The 20,547-nt window shown below is 53.6% G+C and carries 14 protein-coding genes; 8 read left to right on the top strand and 6 right to left on the bottom strand.

From position 1 onward, the window contains the following. Nucleotides 1–3: 3 nt before the first annotated feature. From D3A97_RS08555 to D3A97_RS08565, 3 genes are all read left to right on the top strand, one after another. Nucleotides 4–1,383 (top strand): RagB/SusD family nutrient uptake outer membrane protein, encoded by a 1,380-nt coding sequence (locus tag D3A97_RS08555; protein WP_119077950.1) that lies wholly within the window; start codon nucleotides 4–6, stop codon nucleotides 1,381–1,383. A 451-nt stretch (nucleotides 1,384–1,834) separates the two neighbouring features. Then, complete coding sequence (locus tag D3A97_RS08560) at nucleotides 1,835–4,957, top strand: SusC/RagA family TonB-linked outer membrane protein (RefSeq protein ID WP_119077951.1); 3,123 nt, start codon at nucleotides 1,835–1,837, stop codon at nucleotides 4,955–4,957. A gap of 33 nt (nucleotides 4,958–4,990) precedes the next feature. After that, on the top strand, nucleotides 4,991–6,442 hold the full coding sequence (locus D3A97_RS08565) for a RagB/SusD family nutrient uptake outer membrane protein (RefSeq protein WP_119077952.1): 1,452 nt from the start codon (nucleotides 4,991–4,993) through the stop codon (nucleotides 6,440–6,442). A gap of 64 nt (nucleotides 6,443–6,506) precedes the next feature. Here the strand turns inward: D3A97_RS08565 and D3A97_RS08570 are convergent, their stop codons facing one another. Both D3A97_RS08570 and gatB read right to left on the bottom strand, forming a co-directional pair. Next, nucleotides 6,507–7,652, bottom strand: a complete 1,146-nt coding sequence (locus tag D3A97_RS08570) for a redoxin domain-containing protein (RefSeq protein WP_198673897.1) — start codon at nucleotides 7,650–7,652, stop codon at nucleotides 6,507–6,509. Between the two features lie 187 nt (nucleotides 7,653–7,839). Beyond that, nucleotides 7,840–9,297: an Asp-tRNA(Asn)/Glu-tRNA(Gln) amidotransferase subunit GatB gene (gene gatB / locus D3A97_RS08575; RefSeq protein WP_119077953.1), complete on the bottom strand. Its 1,458-nt coding sequence runs from the start codon at nucleotides 9,295–9,297 to the stop codon at nucleotides 7,840–7,842. A 93-nt stretch (nucleotides 9,298–9,390) separates the two neighbouring features. Here gatB and D3A97_RS08580 point away from each other — a divergent pair, with 93 nt between their 5' ends. Next, complete coding sequence (locus D3A97_RS08580) at nucleotides 9,391–10,764, top strand: aldehyde dehydrogenase (protein ID WP_119077954.1); 1,374 nt, start codon at nucleotides 9,391–9,393, stop codon at nucleotides 10,762–10,764. A 52-nt stretch (nucleotides 10,765–10,816) separates the two neighbouring features. On the opposite strand, the gene D3A97_RS08585 is transcribed toward D3A97_RS08580, so the two are convergent. After that, nucleotides 10,817–11,785, bottom strand: a complete 969-nt coding sequence (locus tag D3A97_RS08585; RefSeq protein WP_119077955.1) for a PDZ domain-containing protein — start codon at nucleotides 11,783–11,785, stop codon at nucleotides 10,817–10,819. Between the two features lie 177 nt (nucleotides 11,786–11,962). Further along, nucleotides 11,963–14,581, bottom strand: coding sequence for an alanine--tRNA ligase (alaS, locus tag D3A97_RS08590; RefSeq protein WP_119077956.1), 2,619 nt, complete (start codon nucleotides 14,579–14,581; stop codon nucleotides 11,963–11,965). Nucleotides 14,582–14,856: 275 nt separating this feature from the next. Here alaS and D3A97_RS08595 point away from each other — a divergent pair, with 275 nt between their 5' ends. From D3A97_RS08595 to D3A97_RS08605, 3 genes are all read left to right on the top strand, one after another. Next, nucleotides 14,857–15,858 (top strand): M23 family metallopeptidase, encoded by a 1,002-nt coding sequence (locus D3A97_RS08595; RefSeq protein ID WP_232825892.1) that lies wholly within the window; start codon nucleotides 14,857–14,859, stop codon nucleotides 15,856–15,858. Between the two features lie 123 nt (nucleotides 15,859–15,981). Continuing rightward, on the top strand, nucleotides 15,982–16,515 hold the full coding sequence (locus D3A97_RS08600) for a MerR family transcriptional regulator (protein WP_232825893.1): 534 nt from the start codon (nucleotides 15,982–15,984) through the stop codon (nucleotides 16,513–16,515). Nucleotides 16,516–16,525: 10 nt separating this feature from the next. Beyond that, nucleotides 16,526–17,029 carry a thioredoxin domain-containing protein gene (locus D3A97_RS08605; RefSeq protein ID WP_157986429.1) on the top strand — a complete coding sequence of 168 codons (504 nt, stop codon included), beginning with the start codon at nucleotides 16,526–16,528 and terminating at the stop codon, nucleotides 17,027–17,029. A 74-nt stretch (nucleotides 17,030–17,103) separates the two neighbouring features. On the opposite strand, the gene D3A97_RS08610 is transcribed toward D3A97_RS08605, so the two are convergent. Beyond that, complete coding sequence (locus D3A97_RS08610) at nucleotides 17,104–18,207, bottom strand: mechanosensitive ion channel family protein (RefSeq protein WP_119077958.1); 1,104 nt, start codon at nucleotides 18,205–18,207, stop codon at nucleotides 17,104–17,106. 18 nt (nucleotides 18,208–18,225) lie between these two features. Then, a complete protein-coding gene (locus tag D3A97_RS08615; protein WP_119077959.1) occupies nucleotides 18,226–19,368 on the bottom strand; it encodes an amidohydrolase family protein in 1,143 nt (380 codons plus the stop codon). A 93-nt stretch (nucleotides 19,369–19,461) separates the two neighbouring features. Here D3A97_RS08615 and prfA point away from each other — a divergent pair, with 93 nt between their 5' ends. After that, nucleotides 19,462–20,532: a peptide chain release factor 1 gene (prfA, locus tag D3A97_RS08620; protein WP_119077960.1), complete on the top strand. Its 1,071-nt coding sequence runs from the start codon at nucleotides 19,462–19,464 to the stop codon at nucleotides 20,530–20,532. The last annotated feature ends 15 nt before the right edge of the window (nucleotides 20,533–20,547 follow it).

A 20,547-nucleotide genomic window follows, 5' to 3' on the forward strand; every position in this document is an offset into this window, starting at 1 on the left:
AACATGAGATCATTCCATAAATATTGCGCACTGCTGTTGTGTTTGCTGGCTACCTCCTGCCTGGGAGAGCTGGATGTAAAACCAACCGAGAACGTTGACCAGTCTGTGGTGTTCCAGACAGCAGACGACCTGGAGGCCGGTGTACTGGGCGTTTATGCCGGCCTGGGTACCGCCAGCATCACCATCAGTTCACTGATGGCGGATGAAAACATGCTGCCGGTAGAAAATAATACCAACAAAGGCGTACAGGTGTTTAGCTGGAAGCAGGAGCCTGTTATTGCTGACATTGGGCAGGCCTGGCAGAATTTTTACATGGTGCTGGACAGGGCCAACCGCATACTGGGCAAAATAGACAACGTAGCCGTGGCCTTGCAGGACGAAGAAAGAAGAGACCGCTTAAAAGGCGAACTGCTGGCCATCCGCGCCTATTGCCACTTTGAACTGTTGCGTCATTACGCCGTAGACTATGACCCCGCTTCGCCCGGTATACCGGTAATGACCAGCTCCGTTAATGGCAAGCCTGCCCGTGTACCGGTAAGCAAAGTGTTTGAACAGATAGATGCAGACCTTGTTGCCGCGCGCGGCCTCATACCCGGCACTTTTACCACCAACACGCATGCAACCGCACTGGCCGTAGTTGCCATGCAGGCGCGCTCCGCCCTCTGGCAGGAACGCTGGGAGCAGGCTATCACCCACGCCTCTACGGTAATCAATGCCATGCCCCTGTCTACACCCGCGCAGTTCGCGGACATCTGGCTGGACAAAAGCAGTGCGGAAGTGATCTGGAAGCTGAAGCGTGAGGCGCAGGATGCCAAGCTGGGTGATTTTTACCGGGAGGGCACGCGCATTATGTACGCTCCCGCCTTTAAACTCATGAATGCCATGAACGCCTCCACAGACGTGCGTTTCAGCGCCTGGTTCAAAGACCTTGGCGCCGGCCGGTGGGCGGTGAATAAATATGTAGGCGGCCAGCCCGCGCTGGTAAACCTGGCAGATGTAAAACTGCTGCGTGTGGCGGAAATGTACCTCATCCGTGCGGAAGCTCACGCTGCTACCGGTATTGTAGGGCTGGTGCCTGGCACCGCAGATCTCAATGCGCTTCGTGCCCAAAGGATCAGCGGTTACACAGCCGCCACCTTTGCCAGCCCGCAGGCGCTTGCCGCCGCCGTAATGGAGGAACGGTACAAGGAACTGGCCTTTGAAGGCCATCGCTATTTTGACCTCCGCCGGAAAAAAGCAGCCATCAGCCGCATACCGGAAGACGTAGTGCAGGCGCCTTCTGCGCTCACCAGCACGCCTGCAGACAGGGGATATTATATGCCCATACCGCTGCGGGAATTACAGGCCAACGAGAACATGAAGCAGCATCCGAAATACGAGTGAGGCGTATCATGAAATAAGAAAATTGCCGCCCGCTATCATGCTGCCCGCTCGCTTTTATAGCCCTGGAGAAGCCGGGCTTGGGACACGGTAAATCCCTCCGGTTTACTTAAACAGCTCAACTAGACAAGTTTAAATCTTCCGTCATAGCTGCTCCGCCAACAGGAGCGGCTTTTTACTGCAAAGCGGATTCTTCCCGGAAACAACCGTAATACTGCATTTTCCGCATGAATTTATCTTGTTATATCTAAAATGACATATTTGTTAATGATGTTATTTTAACTATTTGTGGTGGTTTATTGACAATTCTTTAGTAATTTACAAGTAACTATTTGTAACCCGAAAGCAGCCCTATTTATCTCTACTGGTAAAACTATAACCCGCAAACAATCAAGATCATCCTGTTTACTCCCTTGCTGGTCAATTAGAATCTCATCACCAAAATCCATTCGAGATGAAAAGAATGTTACTCCTCATGTTCTTTTCGGTATTGATGTCAGGGCAGCTCCATGCCCAGCAACGGGTCATTACCGGCAAAGTAACAGACGCCAAAGACGGTTCTCCTTTACCTGGCGTTACCGTATCTATCAAAGGAACTACTAAAGGCACCATCACCAACGCAAGCGGAGAATACCGGATCGAAATATCCGGCCCTTCAGACGTGCTGGTGTATTCTTTCATTGGCTACGGCACGCAGGAACTGCCCGCGCCGGAAGGCGCCTCCCGCAACGTGGAGCTGCAACTGGACGACCGTACGCTCCAGGAAGTAGTGGTAACAGGTTACGTAGACATCAAGAAAAAAGATGTAACGGCCTCCACTGCCAACATTGACGGCAGCAAGATCAACAACAAACCCATCCAGAGCTTTGACCAGGCGCTTGACGGGGCCGCCGCTGGGGTGAACGTGAACGTACAGTCCGGCATGGTAGGCGATGCGGTAGCCATCCGCATCCGCGGGGTAAACTCCATCAGCAATAGCGCGCAACCGCTGATTGTGCTGGATGGTGTGCCGTTGAACACCGCCACCAACCTCAATGTGTTCAACAGCGGCAACGGTACCCGCTTCAACCCGCTGGCAGACATCAATCCCAACGACATTGCTTCCGTTGATGTCTTGAAAGACGCTGCCGCCGCTGCGCTGTATGGTTCCCGCGCCGCCAACGGCGTAATTGTGATCACCACCAAACGCGGGCAAAAAGGCACCGTGAACGTTGGGTACAACACCAACCTGGGCTGGGCTCGCGGTGCCAGAATACCCAAGGTGCTTGATGGTGACCGTTTTATTGCCATCCAGAACGAAAAGTCAGCCAATGCAGGTGTTGCCAACATTGCCGCAGACATAGATGTGAACGGGGATGGGCAACCCGACCGTACCAACTGGATAGACGAAGTATTCAAAACAGGCTTCTCGCAAACGCACCAGCTGAACTTCTCCGGTGGCGGAGACCGCGCGCAGTATTATGCCTCCGCGGAATATGCAGACATGAAAGGTTTCGTGATCACCAACCGCCTGCGCAGGGGCTCTGCCAGGCTGAACCTGGACCTCACGCCCAAAACATGGTTAAAGGCAGGCATCAGCCTGTATGCTTCCCGCGGCCTGAACAACGGCGTACTGTCAGACGGGTTGCTGGCAGGCTCTACCATTGCGGGTTATAATGCTCCGCCCAACCTGCCCGTCTACAATAGCACCGGCGAGTTTGGCGGCTATTACCTCAGCCCCAGCAACAGAGATCTCGGCAATGGTAACAATAATGTGACCTACCGGCTGAATCGTTTCTTCCACCCCCTTACTACGGTGTACATGGGCCGTAACGACAACCAGAGCAACCGCACGCTGGGCAACATTTACCTGGAAGTAACGCCTGTTACCGGCCTGAAACTGACCTCCCGCTTCGGGATAGATTACATCCAGAACTTTGAAGACCAGTACAGCGGGCCTGACCAGGCCGGCCTTGGCGTAGGTTTCAACGGCCTGGTGCAGGAAAACCTCTTGCGGCTCAACCAGTGGAACTGGTCCAACTTTGCCTCATACGCGCGCACCTTTGCCCAGCAACATAACGTTACCATAACGGCCGGTGTGGAGTACCAGTACAGCAAACGTACAGAACTGTACACCGGCCAGGGCAACCTGGCAGACAGCTACTTCCAGAACATCTATGACGGCCTGTTTGCCGGTACAGACAATTCGTTTACCGGTGGTACGGCCAATGCCAGGGCCTTCGATTCCTACTTTGGCCGCCTGGCCTATAATTATGGCGCAAAGTATTACGCTGAATTTGCCTTCCGTGCAGACGCCTATTCAGGCTTCGGCATCAACAACCGCCGCGGGTATTTCCCCAGCGGTTCTATTGGCTGGCGTATTTATGAAGAGAACTTTTTCAAGGATAACGTAGACTTTGTGAGTGACCTGAAACTGCGGGCCAGCTACGGCGTGGTAGGTAACTCGGAAATAGGCCCCTATGCCGCCCGTACCCTGTATGGCGGCGGGCAGTATGCAGACCTCAACGGCCTGTCTATGTCCCAGATAGGAGACCCTAACCTGCAATGGGAGTCTTCCCGCAAGCTGGACGTAGGGCTGGACGCCTCCTTTCTCCGCAACCGCATCAGCCTGGTGCTGGATTATTTCAACAACGATGTAGACAACCTGGTGCTGGACGCGCCGGTGCTCAGAACAGTAGGCGTGCCTGCATCAGCAGTAACTACCAACATAGGCGCCATGCGCAACACCGGGTTTGAAATTACAGTGAACGCCACACCCGTAGAAGCCAAACATTTTACCTGGGCCACCTCCGCCAACTTCACCCATCTCAAGAACGAAGTGAAGAAATTGGTAGACGGCACGGATATTATCAGCGGCTCCAACCGCGCCAGTGTAGGCCGTCCGCTGGGCGTATTTTATATGATCCGCTGGGCCGGCGTAAATCCTGAAACGGGCTACGGGATGTTTTATGATAAAGAGGGCAATGTAAAAATGTACAACCCCGGTGCGCCCACGGCAGACCGCTGGACCACGCCAGACGGCAGCAACAAAGTAACTGCCATTACCGCCAGCGATGCCGTATACCTGGAAGGTGTAACCGGTTACCCCACCTGGTATGGCGGATGGGATAACACGCTTTCCTATAAAGGATTTGAACTGAATATACAGCTCCAGTTCAGCGGCGGCAACTCCGTACTCAATGCAACCCGCCAGGGTTTGATGACCAACTTCCTGCAGAACAACATCACGGAAATTGAAAAACGCTGGACGCCCACAAATACCAATACCAGCGTGCCGAGATTGTACCTGGTAGATAACATCACCACACAAACCTCTACCCGCTGGCTGGAGAAAGCAGACTACCTCCGTCTGAAAACCGTGAGCCTGGGTTATACGTTCCCGAACATCAAATCAAAACTGGGCATGAACACCTTGCGACTGTATGTGGCGGGAGACAACCTGGCGTTGCTCACCGGTTACTCCGGGCAAGACCCCGAGATCAATACAAACCGCACGGCAAATATTGCGTTTGGGGTAGACAGCCGGGGCGTACCGCTGCCGCGCACTTTTTCAATAGGCCTGAATGCCAGTTTCTAACAAGGTTTGATGTACCAGTAAAAACTTACTATTATGACTACGATTAAACATACCATCATCAAATACCTGGGCGCTACGCTGACGGGCTTGTTGCTGTTAACGGCCTGTTCAAAGGTAGACGAGCAGGAGCCATTTGTGAACATTGACCCGGCGCAGATATTCAACTCGCCGCAACGGATAGAGAGCGCGGCCATAGGCATGTATAATGCGTTGCAGAACGCGGAGTTCCTGGGCGGCCGTGTGCTGATCTATATTGACCAGCGGGGGAATGATGCCAATGTATCTTCTTTCTTTGGCAACGTGGGAACATTTAATATGATATCCAACAACACCATTGCGCAGAATGCATGGACTGGCGGTTACCGCACTATTTTTGAAGCCAATTATTTTCTGAAGCGGCTGCAGGAAAATGAGTCCGTTATTGGGGCGGATGCGGCGAAGGTGTATTACGCTGAAGCAAAATTCATCCGTGCGCTTTGTTACTATTACCTCGTGAACCTGTACGCGCAAACTTACGTGTTTACGCCAGATGGCAACCACCCCGGTGTGCCGTTGATACTGGACGCCGTCACCAACGGTGCGGAAGCGCTTGCCGCCGCCAACAAGGTGCCGCGCAACACCGTCAAGCAGGTGTATGACCAGGTGCTGGCAGACCTCACGGATGCTTCTACTGACCTGCCCGTAACCTGGGACGATGATTATTTTGATCATGCCCGTGCCACCAAAGCTGCCGCAGATGCGCTAATGGCCAGAATTTACCTCGTAATGGGGCAGTGGGGGAATGCGAATACCAAAGCAGATGCAGTGATCAGCTCTGCACGCGGTTTTTCCCTGGAGCCCGATCTGCGTGACTATTTTACAAAAGACAATTATTCGTCTACAACGGAAGGGATCTTTGCCGTGGCCATGAACACGTCAGATAATCCCAACACCAACAACGCCATCGGCCAGCACTACAGTCCCCTGGGCCGTGGTGATATTTCTGTGAACGCTGCTTACCGCAACCTGCCCGGTTTTTCGGATACAGACGAGCGCAAAACGCAATTGCTGCGTACTACCGGCACTACCACGCTCACGTACTGGACGGGCAAGTATTATACCACTACGTTTGATTCCTGGGTGCCTGTTTTACGCCTGGGAGAAGTGAAGCTGATCAAGGCGGAAGCGCTGGCGCGGCTTAGCCCGGCAGTGCCTGATCCCGTAGCGCTCACTACCCTGCTGGAAATACGCTCCCGTTCAAACGCCGGCGTTATTGCGCCGCCTGCCACCCAGGCGCAGCTGATAGACCTGATATTGAACGAAAGGAGGATAGAGCTGGCATTTGAAGGCCACGGCATGACGGATTTTCTGCGTACCAAGAGGGATGTACCGGCCCGGCCGCCCACCCAGCCTGAAATAGCCTGGGATGCGCAACTGGTAATATTCCCGATCCCGTTCGTAGATACCCAGCAAAACCCGCAACTGGAACAAAATCCCGGGTACTGATGAAACATAAAAAAAGGGCCTGGTTGCAAAGCCGGCCCTTTTTTAGTATCTGGAATGCAATAGTTTATTGCAATACTTCGCTCAGTTTGCTTTCAAGCCCGTTGCCGCGCAGGTTGGCGGCTATCACCTTGCCCTGCGGGTCTATGAGTATATTGGTAGGAATGCCGGTAATACCGTACAGGGGCACTACGGCAGACTCCCAGAATTTCAGGTCACTCACATGGCTCCAGTTCAGGCCGTCATCCGCAATGGCCTGCAGCCAGGCTTCTTTTGTCTTGTCAAGCGAAACGCCGAGTATGGTGAAGTTTTTGTTTTTGTATTTCATGTAGGCGTTCACCACGTTAGGGTTTTCCTGGCGGCAGGGGCCGCACCAGCTGGCCCAGAAATCTACCAGCACATATTTTCCCTTGAAGGAGCTGAGGCTGATGTTTTTGCCGGAGGGGTCAGGCAGGGTGAAGTCAGGCGCGTCTTTCCCGATGAAAGATGCAGGGCCGGCGGCGGAGGTCTGCGTCTGGTCTTTCTGCACATCGGCCAGGAAGGTTTGCATATCTTTTACCATGGCGTTGCCGGGGAAACGTTTAATGATGTCTTCCAGCTCTTTTTTGTGAGACAGCATGTCTTCCGCATCCTTGAAGCCTACGAGGTTGATGGCGAACACGGCGGGTACCGGGTGTTTGCTTTTCTGCGCGGCGTCCAGGAAATATTGTTTGTAATGTTCTTCCTTTTTCTCAAACGCATCCATGCGGGTGGCCATAACACTGTCTGGCGTTTGGGCAATGCGCAGGCTGTCCATAGCCTGCATTTCCTTGCTGAGGGCCTGGGTTTTTTCGCTGTACTGGTTGAGCAGTTGCTGGATCTCGGCGGTAGCTTCGGACCCTTTTACACTGATCTTTTCCAGCTCGTTATAATCGCCGCTGATGCTCATGTCTCCCGCATCCAGGGCCAGCAGTATGTACTTGCCGCTTTCAAAGCGAATGCGGTACAGGCCCTGCTCGGTTATCATGCCATCCAGCTCCACCTTTCCGGAAGCGTCTTTCACGGCGGTAGTATCCACTACTTTAGGTGCCTGGCCGGATATTTCTTCCAGGTACACTTTTTCAAGCGGGGCATTGGCCAGCTTAACGTCGATCTTGAAGGCTCCTTTTTCCGGGTGGCTCGCACAGCCGGCCAGCAATGCTGCTCCGGCTATCCAGGTGGCAAGTTTTCTCATGGTTTTTCTTTTTTCTATGACAAATTCAAAAATAGGGTTAAATACCCGGATGCCCACTGCAGTTTTGTTAAAATTATGTAACCGGCAACCGCATGTTACAGGCAAACGGACCGTAACTTATTCCGGCATGCGGCAATGGCAAGGCAGTTGGCCCGGCCATTCACGCAAAACTGGATGAGCGGTGTTCTTAGCTGTTCAACTGTTTGAGCAATAACTCATTGGTGAGTTTTGGGTCTGCTTTGCCGGCGCTCATTTTCATCACTTCTCCCACAAACAGCCCTATCAGTCCCTTCTTCCCGGCCCTGAACTCCGCTACCTTGCCCGGGTATTTGGCCAGCACGGCCTCAATAACCGGCAGAATGCTGTTCTCGTCCTTGTCCTGTATAAGGTTCAGCTCCGTGGCAATGGCCAGCGGCGTTTTGCCGGGCGTTTCTATCATGGCGGGCAAAATGCGCGAAGAAGCAATGGAAAAATTCACCTTGCCGTCTGCAATGAGGGCTATCAGCTCCGCCAGGGCGGCGGGTTGCAGGGGAAATTGCTCCATACTGCCGCTTCGTTCGTTCAGCCAGGATTTTACCGGCCCCAGCATCCAGTTGGCGGCTGCCTTGTGATGGGGCGTGGCGGCTATCAGCGCTTCAAAATAAGCGGCGGTGGGCTTGTCGTCACAGATCACGCGGGCATCATATTCCGGCAGCTGCAGCTCGCGCATGTAGCGCTGTGCCATTTCTTCCGGCAACTCCGGTAAAGCGCTGCGTATCTCGTTCAGGAAGGCCTCGGTAATACGGAAAGGGGCCAGGTCGGGCTCGGGGAAGTAGCGGTAGTCATTTGCCTCTTCCTTGGAGCGCAGCGAGAAAGAGCTGCCGTTAGAGGCTTCAAAGCTGCGCGTTTCCTGTACGATCCTTTCACCGGTTTCCACCAGTTCTATCTGCCTTTTTATTTCGTTCTCTATGGCGCGCTTCACATTACGGATGGAGTTCATGTTCTTTACTTCCACTTTGGTGCCGAGGCCGGTATCTCCTTTCAGGCGGATGGAAATATTGGCGTCGCAGCGCATGGAGCCTTCTTCCATGTTGCCGTCACACACTTCCAGCCAGCGCACCAGGCGGCGCAGCTCCGTGAGGTAGGCATACGCCTCGTCTGCATGGTGCAGGTCTGGCTCCGTCACGATCTCCACCAGGGGGACCCCGGCGCGGTTATAGTCTACCATGGTATTGTCAGGGTCCTGGTCGTGCATGGATTTTCCGGCATCTTCTTCCAGGTGAATACGGTTGAGCCGGATGTTGCGCGCGGCGCCGTCCGCAAAAATGGGCACATGCCCGCCTACGCAGATAGGCGCCGTATGCTGGCTGATCTGGTAGCCCTTGGGGAGGTCAGGATAAAAATAGTTTTTGCGGGCGAAGAAGTTTTCGCGCTCAATTTCACAGTGGCAGGCAAAACCCAGCCTGATGGCCAACTCTACCGCCTTGCGGTTGAGGAAGGGCAGGGTGCCGGGGTGGCCCAGCGTTACCGGGCTGATGTGTGTGTTGGGCTGGCCGCCGAAGGCAGCACTGTCACTACTGAAAAGTTTGCTATGTGTTAAAAGCTGGGCGTGAACTTCCAGGCCGATCACCGCTTCATACTTGTTATAATCGATGCTTGCGCTCATACTATTTTCTCCGTACTGATTCGCACAAAGATATTCAAACTGCAAAAAAGCAGGGAATTTTCACGAAATTACAGGGAACATACCCATTTTTCAATGAAGCCCGTTACTGACACGTACAACGCCCAGCGGCGCTTTTTCGATTCCAGCGCTACCCGTTCTTATGCCTTCCGCAAGGCACAGCTGAAGCAGCTCAAGAAGGTGATCAGGCGCCACGAAGCCGCCATACTGGCCGCCCTGCATGTAGACCTCGGCAAGCATCCCATGGAGGCCTTTGGCAGTGAGGTAGGCCTGTTATATGACGAAATAGACCACACCCTGACCAACCTGCGGCAATGGATGCGGCCGCAACCGGTCAGCTCGCCGTTGCTGCATTACCCCTCCGGCAGCAAGATCTACCCGGAGCCCAAGGGGCTAACCCTGCTGATAGGACCATGGAATTACCCGTTCCAGCTACTTGTCAACCCGTTGATAGGCGCTATTGCTGCCGGCAACTGCGCCATACTCAAGCCCTCCGAGATGGCCCCGCACACAGAGGCCATCACCCGGCAGGTAATTGCTGAAGCGTTTGATCCCGTTTTTGTGACGGTAGTGACCGGGGAAGGGCAGGAAGTGATCCCTGAGCTGCTGCGGCACCGCTTCGACCATATTTTTTTTACCGGCAGCATACCCGTGGGCCGCAAAATACTGGAAATGGCCGCGCCCCACCTCACTCCCGTTACCCTGGAGCTGGGCGGCAAAAGCCCCTGTGTGGTAGACGCGTCCGCCAACCTCAAAACGGCCGCCAAACGCATCATCTGGGGCAAATGCTGGAACGCGGGGCAAACCTGCATTGCGCCAGACTATGTGCTGGCCCATGAAACCATTGCCGCACCACTGCTGGAACACATGAAGGCCGCCATCACACAGTTTTTTGGAGAAAATCCGGCCAACAGCCCGGACTACCCGCGCATCATCAACCATAAACGTTTTGACCACCTGGCCACCTACCTGCAGCAGGGCCATGTGGAGGCCGGGGGCGGAACGGACAGGGAGCAGCTGTACATAGCCCCCACTATTCTCACCAACGTGTCTTTTGACGCGCCGGTGATGAAGGAGGAAATTTTCGGGCCGGTGCTGCCCGTTATCACCTACCGCAATACAGACGAGGCGGTGGGCATGATTGCCCGCAATCCTTATCCGTTGTCTTTATACGTTTTTTCAGGTAACCGTAAAACGGAGCAGGCGTTCATTAACAGGGTGGCCTTTGGCGGCGGTTGTATTAACAATACGCTGGTGCATTTCACCAATACGGAGCTGCCCTTCGGCGGCATTGGCTACAGTGGTATGGGGCGCTACCATGGCCGCTCCAGCTTTGAAGAGTTCACGCATATGAAGGGCGTGATGAAAACCGCTACCTGGCTGGATGTGCCGGTGAAATACCCGCCCTTCGGTAACAAAATAAAACTGGCTAAAATGATCATGAAATAGAAAACGGCCCGCATTACGCGGGCCGCTTCTTTTGCTTACACTTAAACTATAATTACAAATTTTCGGTATTCAGTCTTTTGGGCACTTTAATGGTGAGCGTTTCCGTTTTGCCGTTGCGCCGCACTTTGGCGGTGATGCTGCTCTCCTGCTGGTGGTCACGGTAGGCTGCTGCCACTTCCGCAGCGTTCTTCACCGCTTTGCCGGCAATTTCCGTTACCACATCATTTTCGGCAAAACCTGCTTCTTCAGCGGCAGAGCCTTTGGTAACGCCTAGCACTTTTGCGCCGTTACCTTCTTCGGTATCCTGAACAGACAGGCCCAGGCGGTTACCGCGGTTGCCAAACGCGGGGCCAAAGCTGCCAAAGGGAGGCATGTCACCACGAAAGCGGAACTGGTTATCCGGCCGGGCAGGCGGGAAATTGAAAATGCGGGGCACGTTGTCTGTACGTTTGCCGAGCGTGGCGGTTGCCTTGCTTTCTTTACCGTTGCGTTTATATGTTACCGTTACCTTGTCTCCCGGTTCCATTTCTCCTATCGTCTCATGCAGGTCTTGCGGCTCGCTCACTTTTTTATCGTTCACAGCGGTGATCACATCGCCTTTTTTGAGGCCGGCCTTTTCGGCGGCGGTACCTTCTCCTACTTCAACCACGGTGGCGCCGGCGGCTTCTTTCTTTTCGGTGATGACACCCAGTACGGCCTTGTTGCCGGTAATGGCGAAGCTATGGTCATCATCATCGTTGAAGAAAGGCATGGCGCCCATATTACCGTTGCGGGGAACAATGCGGCGGCGCTGGATGATGATGCCGTCTCCTTTGTAGGCATTCAGCTGCTGGCCGTCTGCCAGCACCTCTCCATCTCTGATCTCGATGGTTACTTTGGCGTTTTTGTCACCATTTTTTCTTTTAATGACGATCTCATCATACTCTCCCAGTTTACCGGAACGTTTTTCCTGGGCGGCGGCCGGCAATACCAGTGAGGTGGCCAGGGCGCTCATGCTGAGGATGTACAATAATTTGCGCATATCAAAACGTGTTTACGGTTTTCGCAAATTTAAGGTTGGGAGAGGGTAAGGAAATGTTAAAATAGATGGGGCGGGATAAAAAGATTGTTAAAAAGACGGGAGGGAGGAAAGCTTTGCGGGAACCGGTCAAAAAAAAGGCTGGCCAAACGGCCAGCCTGACAATTATATTTCCGGGACTCACAACAGCCCTTTTACTTTTTCTATCACAGCATCGAGGTTACCGGCATCCTGACCGCCCGCTGTTGCCAGCGTAGGTTGGCCGCCTCCTCCGCCCTTGATCAGCGGGGCTACCTGTTCTTTTATGATCTTCTGCGCGCTCAAACCCTTGTCTTTCACCAGGCTGTCAGATAACATCACCACTACCTGCGCCTTGCCGCCTGTTTCCGCGCAGAGTACCACCAGGTAAGGCTCGGAGAGCTTGTCTTTTACGGCGAAAGCAAATTGCCGGAGCATGTCTGCGCTGCCCGCCTCCACCTGTGTACCCAGGAACTGTACGCCGTTTACCGTGGCTGCCTTAGCAGGCAGCGCTGCGGCCAGTTGCTGCACCTGCTTCAGCTCCAGTGCGGCCACCTGTTTTTCCAGCGCGGCTTTTTCGTTCACCAGGTTTTCTACCGCGGCGCCGGCGTCTTTCGGGTTCTTCAATTGCGCTTTTACGGCTTTCAATTGCTGCAGCTGCTCGCTCACATAGGTCTCCGCTTTGGCGCCCGTTACGGCTTCCACACGGCGCACCCCGGCGGCCACCGCACCTTCAGATACAAATTTGAACAGGCCCAGCTCGCCCGTACTGCCTACGTGGGTACCGCCGCAAAGCTCTATGGAATAGGCCGGGTCTATGGTCACCACACGCACGGTTTCACCGTATTTTTCGCCAAACAGCGCCATGGCGCCAAGTTTAAGCGCCTCTTCACGGGGCAGTTCCTTTATAACCACGGGAATGTTTTCCCTGATCTTTTCATTTACAATGGCTTCAATTTGGGCCAGCTCCTCATCTGTTACCTTGGCAAAATGGGAAAAGTCGAAACGCAGGTAATCCGCGTTCACCAGCGATCCTTTTTGCGCCACGTGCGTACCCAGTACCTGGCGCAGGGCGGCATGCAGCAGGTGCGTGGCAGAGTGGTGGCGGGTAATGCCCTGCCGTTTGGCGGCATCTACCTCGGCCTGCACGGCGCCTTCTATTTTGACGGGCAGCTTGTCCGTAAAATGTACGATGAGGTCGTTTTCCTTTTTGGTATCTGTTACCGGAATGATCTCTCCGTTGAAGCGCAGTACGCCGGTATCTCCTACTTGCCCGCCGCTTTCCGCGTAGAAGGGCGTTTTGTCCAGCACCAGCTGGTATTGCTCTTTGCCTTTCGCTTTTATTTTCCGGTATTTGAGCACCTGGGCCGTTGCAGCCAGTTCGGTATAACCGGTGAAAATGCCGGAGGGCTGCTCGCTCAGCAGCGTCCAGTCTCCCATGTCCAGCTCCGTGGCCGCGCGGGAACGGTCTTTCTGTTTTTTCATTTCGGCCTCAAACCCCGCCATGTCTACCGAATAGCCTTTTTCAGAGGCTATCAGGTTGGTGAGGTCAATGGGGAAGCCGTAGGTATCAAACAGCTCAAACGCGGTTTTGCCTTCAATTACAGGCTGTGCGGCGGTGGCGGCAGTGATGGCCTCAATGCGGCTCAGGCCACTGTCCAGCGTACGGAGAAAACCGTTCTCCTCTTCGAACACTACTTTTTTCACAAAATCTTCCTGCTGCTGCAGCTCGGGAAATACCTGGCTGAACTGTGCTGCCAGTACAGGCACCAGCTCATGCAGCAGCGGCTTTTTCACATCCAGGAAGGAGAAGTAGTACCGCACGGCGCGGCGCAGGATGCGGCGAATTACGTACCCGGCGCCGTTGTTGGCGGGCAGCTGACCGTCTGCAATAGTGAAGCAGATGGCGCGGATGTGGTCCGCGATGACGCGGAAGGCGATGTCTGTTTTTTCCACCTGGCCGTATTGTTTGCCGCAGAGTTTTTCTGTAGCGTGTATTACGGGGGTGAATACGTCTGTATCGTAATTGCTTTGTTTGCCCTGCAATACCCGCACCAGGCGTTCAAAGCCCATGCCCGTGTCTACATGTTTGGCGGGCAGCGGCTCCAGGGAACCGTCTTTCAGGCGGTTGAACTGCATGAATACGTTGTTCCATATCTCAATGACCTGCGGGTGGTCTTTATTCACCAGGTCTTTGCCCGGCATGGCCGCTCTTTCTTCATCTGGCCGGCAGTCTACATGTATCTCAGAACAGGGGCCGCAGGGGCCGGTATCGCCCATTTCCCAGAAGTTGTCTTTTTTGTTGCCCATCAGGATGCGGTCTTCCGCCACATGTCTTTTCCAGAAGGCCGTGGCCTCGCTGTCAGGCGCCAGCCCTTCCGCCGCATCTCCTTCAAACACAGTTACATACAGCCGGTCTTTGGGCAGCTTGTATACCCCTGTCAGCAGCTCCCAGCTCCAGGCAATAGCCTCTTCCTTGAAATAGTCGCCAAAGCTCCAGTTACCCAGCATTTCGAACATGGTGTGGTGGTAGGTGTCAATGCCCACCTCCTCCAGGTCGTTGTGCTTGCCGCTTACGCGCAGGCACTTCTGGGTATCTGCCACCCTTTTCCAGGTGGCCGGTTTGTTGCCGAGAAAAATGTCTTTGAACTGGTTCATGCCCGCATTGGTAAACAGCAGGGTAGGGTCGTTCTTTACCACAATAGGGGCCGAAGGCACAATGTGATGGCCTTTGGAAGCAAAAAAATCCAGGAATTGTTGTCTGATCTCGGCTGCGGTCATAAAATATTACTACGTATTAATATCTAATTTTAACTTTATAATTGCGTCGGTTCCAAATTTGGCGTTTATTTGTATTTTATGCAAAGTGGTCCGCCGGGAAAATTGGCGCTCAAAAGGTTGCCGTTTTAGCCTATTTCACTTAGGTTTGTGCACCCCTGTTTATACCGCCGCTGCTGCCAGGGGCGTTTGAACGCGGTGCAAAAATATCGAAATAAATAGATTGTATTCATCAAAAAAACAAGCTATAACCGCCGTTTTCCTGTGAAAAACCGGGAATGCGTACGCCATATCAAGCCAACTGGTACATGAAGAAGGTCAAATATTTCTACAATACTCAAACGCTCAAGTACGAAAAGCTCGTAGTATCCCTGCGGGTGAAAATACTCCGGATACTGGGTTTTTTATCAGCCGCCATTGTAACGGGCATCCTTTTCCTTTCTGTGGCTTACCGCTTCCTGGACTCTCCCAAGGAAAAGCTGTTGCGCCGGGACATTGACAATATGAAGGAAGAGTACGAAGGCCTCAAAGGCCGTATGGCAGACCTCAAAACGGAAATTGACGAGTTGCAGCACCGCGATAATTCCATTTACCGGGTCATTTTTGAAGCGGCCCCTATTCCAGACAGCGTGCGTGCCGGCCAGCCTGACAAGGATGAAGAGATACAGCAGCTGCAGCGCAAGGAGAACGGTGAAATTATTGCCAGCGCCGCCAGAATGCTGGGGGAACTGACCAACCGCGTAAAAATGCAGGAAAAATCTTACCTGCAGATAGAAGACCTGATCAAGAACAAACAGAAAATGCTGGCCTCCATACCGGCCATTCAGCCGGTGGCCAATAAAGACCTTGACCGTATTGCCTCCGGTTTCGGCTACCGCATAGATCCGATCTACAAAACCATGAAGTTTCACAGCGGGCTTGACTTTACTGCGCCTTCCGGTACGCCCATTTACGCTACCGGAGACGGGGTGATAGAAGAGGCCAGCCTCAGCGATGTAGGCTACGGCAACCACGTAGTGGTCAATCATGGGTATGGTTACAAATCCCTGTACGGCCACATGGTGCGCATGAAGGTGAAACGCGGGCAGGGCGTGAAGCGGGGCGATGTGCTGGGCTGGGTAGGCAGCACCGGCAAGTCTACCGGGCCGCATTGCCACTACGAAGTGGTGAAGAATGGCGTGAAGGTAGACCCCGTGTATTTCTTTTACAACGACCTTACCCCGGAACAATTTGACCGCATGCTGAAAATTGCCCGCTCCGGCAACCAGTCTTTCGATTAATGGAATGATTATTGGAGGAAATGCCCGGTTGTGCAAAAAATAGACGGTTTGGCAGGGCAGTATGCGTGAGCGATTCCGTAATATTGTATCAGTATTCTTTTTCAATCACAATTGATCTCGGTTATGATGCAGCAACTGGATTTATTTGCCACTGAACTGCCAACGCCCGTTCCGCCGAAAGCAGCGCAACAACCGGCAACGGACAAGGAGAAGGATGCAGCGGACGCAGCGGCCAACGGCGGCGTAGTGGAACTGCCCGGCAAAGGCAAGAAACGCGGCCGCAAAAGCCTGAAAGAACTGGCCGGAGACCCTACCGTAATACAGGAGCTGGAAAAACTGACGCTGGACAAACAGTATTATTCCATCAGCGAGGTTGCCGGCATGTTCAGGGTCAACACCTCCCTGGTACGCTACTGGGAAAACGAGTTCGATATCCTGCAACCTAAAAAGAACCGGAAAGGAGACCGCCTCTTCAGGCAGGAAGACATCCACAACCTGAAGCTGATCTACCACTTGCTGCGTGAGCGGAAATATACTATTGAGGGGGCCAAGCAAAAGCTGCGGGAAGACAAGCGTTCCGCCTCCCGTAATTTTGAAATGGTGAAATCGCTGCAGAAGGTCAGAACATTTCTAACAGAGTTAAAAGATCAATTATAAACCAGATATTATGCGTTTACACAGAGTATTATTAGGATGCGGTTTACTGTTGTCTACCGTGGCCATGGGGCAGAACGGGCCCAGGCAGGTGAAGGGCAAGCTGGAACTGAAACAATTAAGCAACGATTCGGCCTTTGCATGGTTTTATACCGGCGTAAACAAATATGACGTGAATGCCAACATGGTGAACTACATCAAGACCAATAAAGAGAAAATAAAACTGGTGGCCCTGGTGAACACGGCAGATGAGGCCAGCCGCAAACTGCTGCCCGAGTTTTATAAAGTGATGATACTGGCCAGCGTACCGGAAGAGAACATCCAGATGTACGGGGTGGATAACTCCGGCAATAGCGGGAGTGAGGCGGCAGACGGCTACAAGGTAAAAAAAGTACCCACCATACTGGTATTGCAGAACGGGAAAGAAGAAGGCCGTATCACGGCCGGTTCATCCGGCAGTGTGGAGGAAAACCTGGCCCAGATACTGATGAAAATGAATGCCAAGAGAAAAGATTGATAAGCCTGCTTGCAGGCAACAAATAAAAGGCTGACCGTTTTGCGGTTGGCCTTTTTTGATTGCAGCGTTCGGCATCAGGCTGAAGGCGGCGTATCCGTTTTCATGGCCAGCCGTACGCCATACTGCTCCATGATGCCGATGGCGGCCAGGTTCACGTCTTCCCGCAGTTGGAGGTACCGGTTGCCGTCGAGAATATTGGTCATGTAAATGATCTGCAGCACAAAAGCATCTTTGCTGAAATCAAAAAAGTTCACGGAGTAGCCCGGTTCCACATCGCGGTGGCTGGCCAGCAGGGCATGGATGTCTTTCACCACTTGCGTTACGCTGGCGGCCGGTGTGTCTGCCGCCAGTTCCAGCTTGATGGCCACTCGTTGCTGGGTACGCAGCGAAAGATTGTCCAGCACGGAGTCTACCATCTTTTTGTTGGGCACGGTCACAAAGGTTTTTTCCAGCGTGCGGATGCGTGTGCTGCGCAGGCCTATTTTTTCCACGGTGCCCTGGAAGGAGTCTACCTTCACAAAATCTCCCACCCGGAACGGTTTGTCTGAAAAAATAATGAACGAGCCGATAAGGTTCTCGATGCTTTCCTTGGCGGCCAGGGCCAGGGCTGCCGCGCCTATGCCGAGGCCGGCCACCAGCTTCTCTACCAGCCCTTTCCCGAACAGGATGTGGATCACCACCATACTGCCCAGTATAATGATGATGGCCTTGAAAAAGTCACGAAAAAAAACAATGAACTGGTTGTCCGTTTTATCTTCTGTGAGGTCTGCCTTTTTTTCCAGGATGAGGGCTATGAAGTCTATCAGCCGCAATACTATCCAGATGATGGTGAGGCTGAAAGTAACCTGCAGTACCAGCTGTATCAGCGATTGCAGGCGGTAGGGGCCGCTGGCGCGGTTATACAGCGTGATGTTCAGCTCTTCCGGGAACACCAGGTGGTTGCTGGCCATAATGAACGCCGTGAGCAGCAGGAAGTATTCAAGCGGCCGCAGCAACAATTCCACAAATTCATGCTCGCTGATTTGCGGGGACCAGTGTTTGATAAGCCTGAAAAGCCCCGCCGCCAGCTGTTTGGACAGGAAGCGGCGTATGAAGAAAATGAACAGTACAATAGCCAGCACAATGCCATAGTTGGCGATGGTATTGCCGAGAATGACCTGGTTCAGGATGTCTTTCATAGTGATGCGGATGTATGCTCAGGTAGTAAAAATTGTTGCGGTATTGTTGACGATCTGCACAAGTCCCGGCTTTTTCCCTTTTTCCAGGCTGCCATATACTTCGTCTATGCCCAGCGCGCGGGCGCCGTTGAGTGTGGCCCACTGCAGCACGGTTTCCAGCGGAATGTCTGGAAAGCGGTGGCAGACGGTTTGCACCTCTGCCCAGACAGACAGCCGGTGGTTGGAAGCCAGGCTGTCTGTGCCCAGTGTAATGCTGGCGCATGACCGCAACAAGGCCGGTACATCGGGCAGGGTTTGCTCTATGTACCGGTTGGCATTGGGGCAAAGGCACCAGTGTACCTGCGGCGCGGCGCTTTCAGCAAAGCGCATGTCCGTTTCCGAGGTATATGTGTTGTGTACCAGTAGCATGCTGCCGGCCTCACTGAAATACGGCAAAAAACTCTGCAGGCTGCTGCGGCCCGTAGCCTCAAAACTCTCCGCGGCAATATTGAAATGCTGGTAAAAATCCAGGAAGGCCCCGGTTTTATGCAGGTACAATTCGTTTTCCGCGGCGGTTTCCTGGTTGTGGATGCACAGCGGCGTATTGTTCTCCATACCGGCAATCAACCGGAAAAGGGTGGCGGATACGGAATAGGGGGCATGCGGCACCAGGGAGCCGGGGAGCTGGTAACCCTTGAACTTTGCCCATACCGCAAGCGCATGCTCCAGGCGTTGCGGCGCTGTTGTGTCCGTAAAGCCCATGCATTCTACAAAGCTGTGCCAGTAAAGGGACGAGTTGATCTTGAGGGGAATGGTGGCGGTGGTGTTGCAGATATCGCCCACGGCTACAATACCTTCCTGCTGCATGGCGGCGGCGGCCCGGGCCATGGCTTCCTCCAGCACCTCCAGCGCCGAGGGCTGGCGCTGCTCCATAACGGCGGTAAGAAACCGGGGCAGCCCCGTTCCTTCGGGTATCACCCCTTGCATGTGGGAAAGCTCCAGGTGGCAATGCGTGTTCACGAACCCCGGGCAGAGTATGCCCGCTACCCGCCGCACGTCGTCTCCGGCCCAGGAATAGGGCACCACGGCGGATATCGTACCGTCGTTATCCAGTACCACCACCCTGTCTGGCCCGAGAAAGCGTGTGCCGTCAAAAATATCGTCTGCTGTCAGCTTGATCATCCCTTTTTATTATGCCTAAAAACGTAATTTTGCAACCCAAAACAGTTACGAATTACGCAATTTTCATTCGTAATTACTAATTCCTGATCCAGTATGATAGATAAACTAGATGCCATCAAAGGCCGGTACGAGCAGGTTGCCCTGGCCCTTACCAACCCGGAGGTGGTGAAAGATAACAAGCAGTTCAGCAAGCTCAGCAAGGAGTACCGCCAGCTGGAAAAAATAGTAAAGGCATATGATGCCTACCGGAACCTGCTGGATGCCATTGCTTTTAACAAGGAAGTGCTGGAAAGCGGGGACGAGGAAATGCGCGAGCTGGCCAAAGAAGAAACGGAAAGCCTGGCGGAGCAGAAGGAGAAAGCAGAAGCGGAGATCCGCAACCTGCTGATTCCCAAAGACCCGCAGGATGAGCGGAACGCTATCCTCGAGATCAGGGGCGGCACTGGCGGCGATGAGGCGGCCCTGTTTGCGGGAGACCTGCTGCGGATGTACCTGCGCTATTGCGAGAATAAAGGCTGGAAAACCGCCATCATGAACGAGAACCCCGGTTCTGCGGGCGGGTATAAAGAAGTGGTGGTGGAAGTAACGGGCGATGACGTGTACGGCACACTCAAGTTTGAGTCTGGCGTTCACCGCGTGCAAAGGGTGCCGGCTACGGAAGCCTCCGGCCGGGTGCATACCTCTGCAGCCACTGTGGCAGTACTGCCGGAAGCAGATGATGTGGACGTAGAGATCAGGGAGGCAGATATCAAGATGGATACCTTCCGCTCCTCCGGTGCGGGCGGCCAGCACGTTAACAAAACAGAGTCTGCCGTAAGGCTCACCCACATTCCCACCGGCGTGGTGGTAGAATGCCAGGAGGGCCGCAGCCAGCACTCCAACCGGGATATAGCCATGCGCATGCTGCGTACCCGCATTTATGAGGCGGCCGTACGCAAACATGAAGATGCCATTGCCTCCAAAAGAAAAAGCCTGGTCTCTACCGGTGACCGTTCCGCCAAAATACGTACTTACAACTATCCCCAGGGCCGTATTACAGACCACCGCATCGGCATGACGGTGTATAACATGGACGCTTTTATGAACGGGGAGATACAAGACGTGGTGGAAGCCCTGCAGTTTGCGGAAAATGCGGAGAAAATGAAATCTGGCGAGCAGCAATGACGCGGCCGCTATGTT

This window comes from Chitinophaga alhagiae, assembly GCF_003568665.1.
GTDB classification, from domain to species: Bacteria; Bacteroidota; Bacteroidia; order Chitinophagales; family Chitinophagaceae; genus Chitinophaga; species Chitinophaga alhagiae.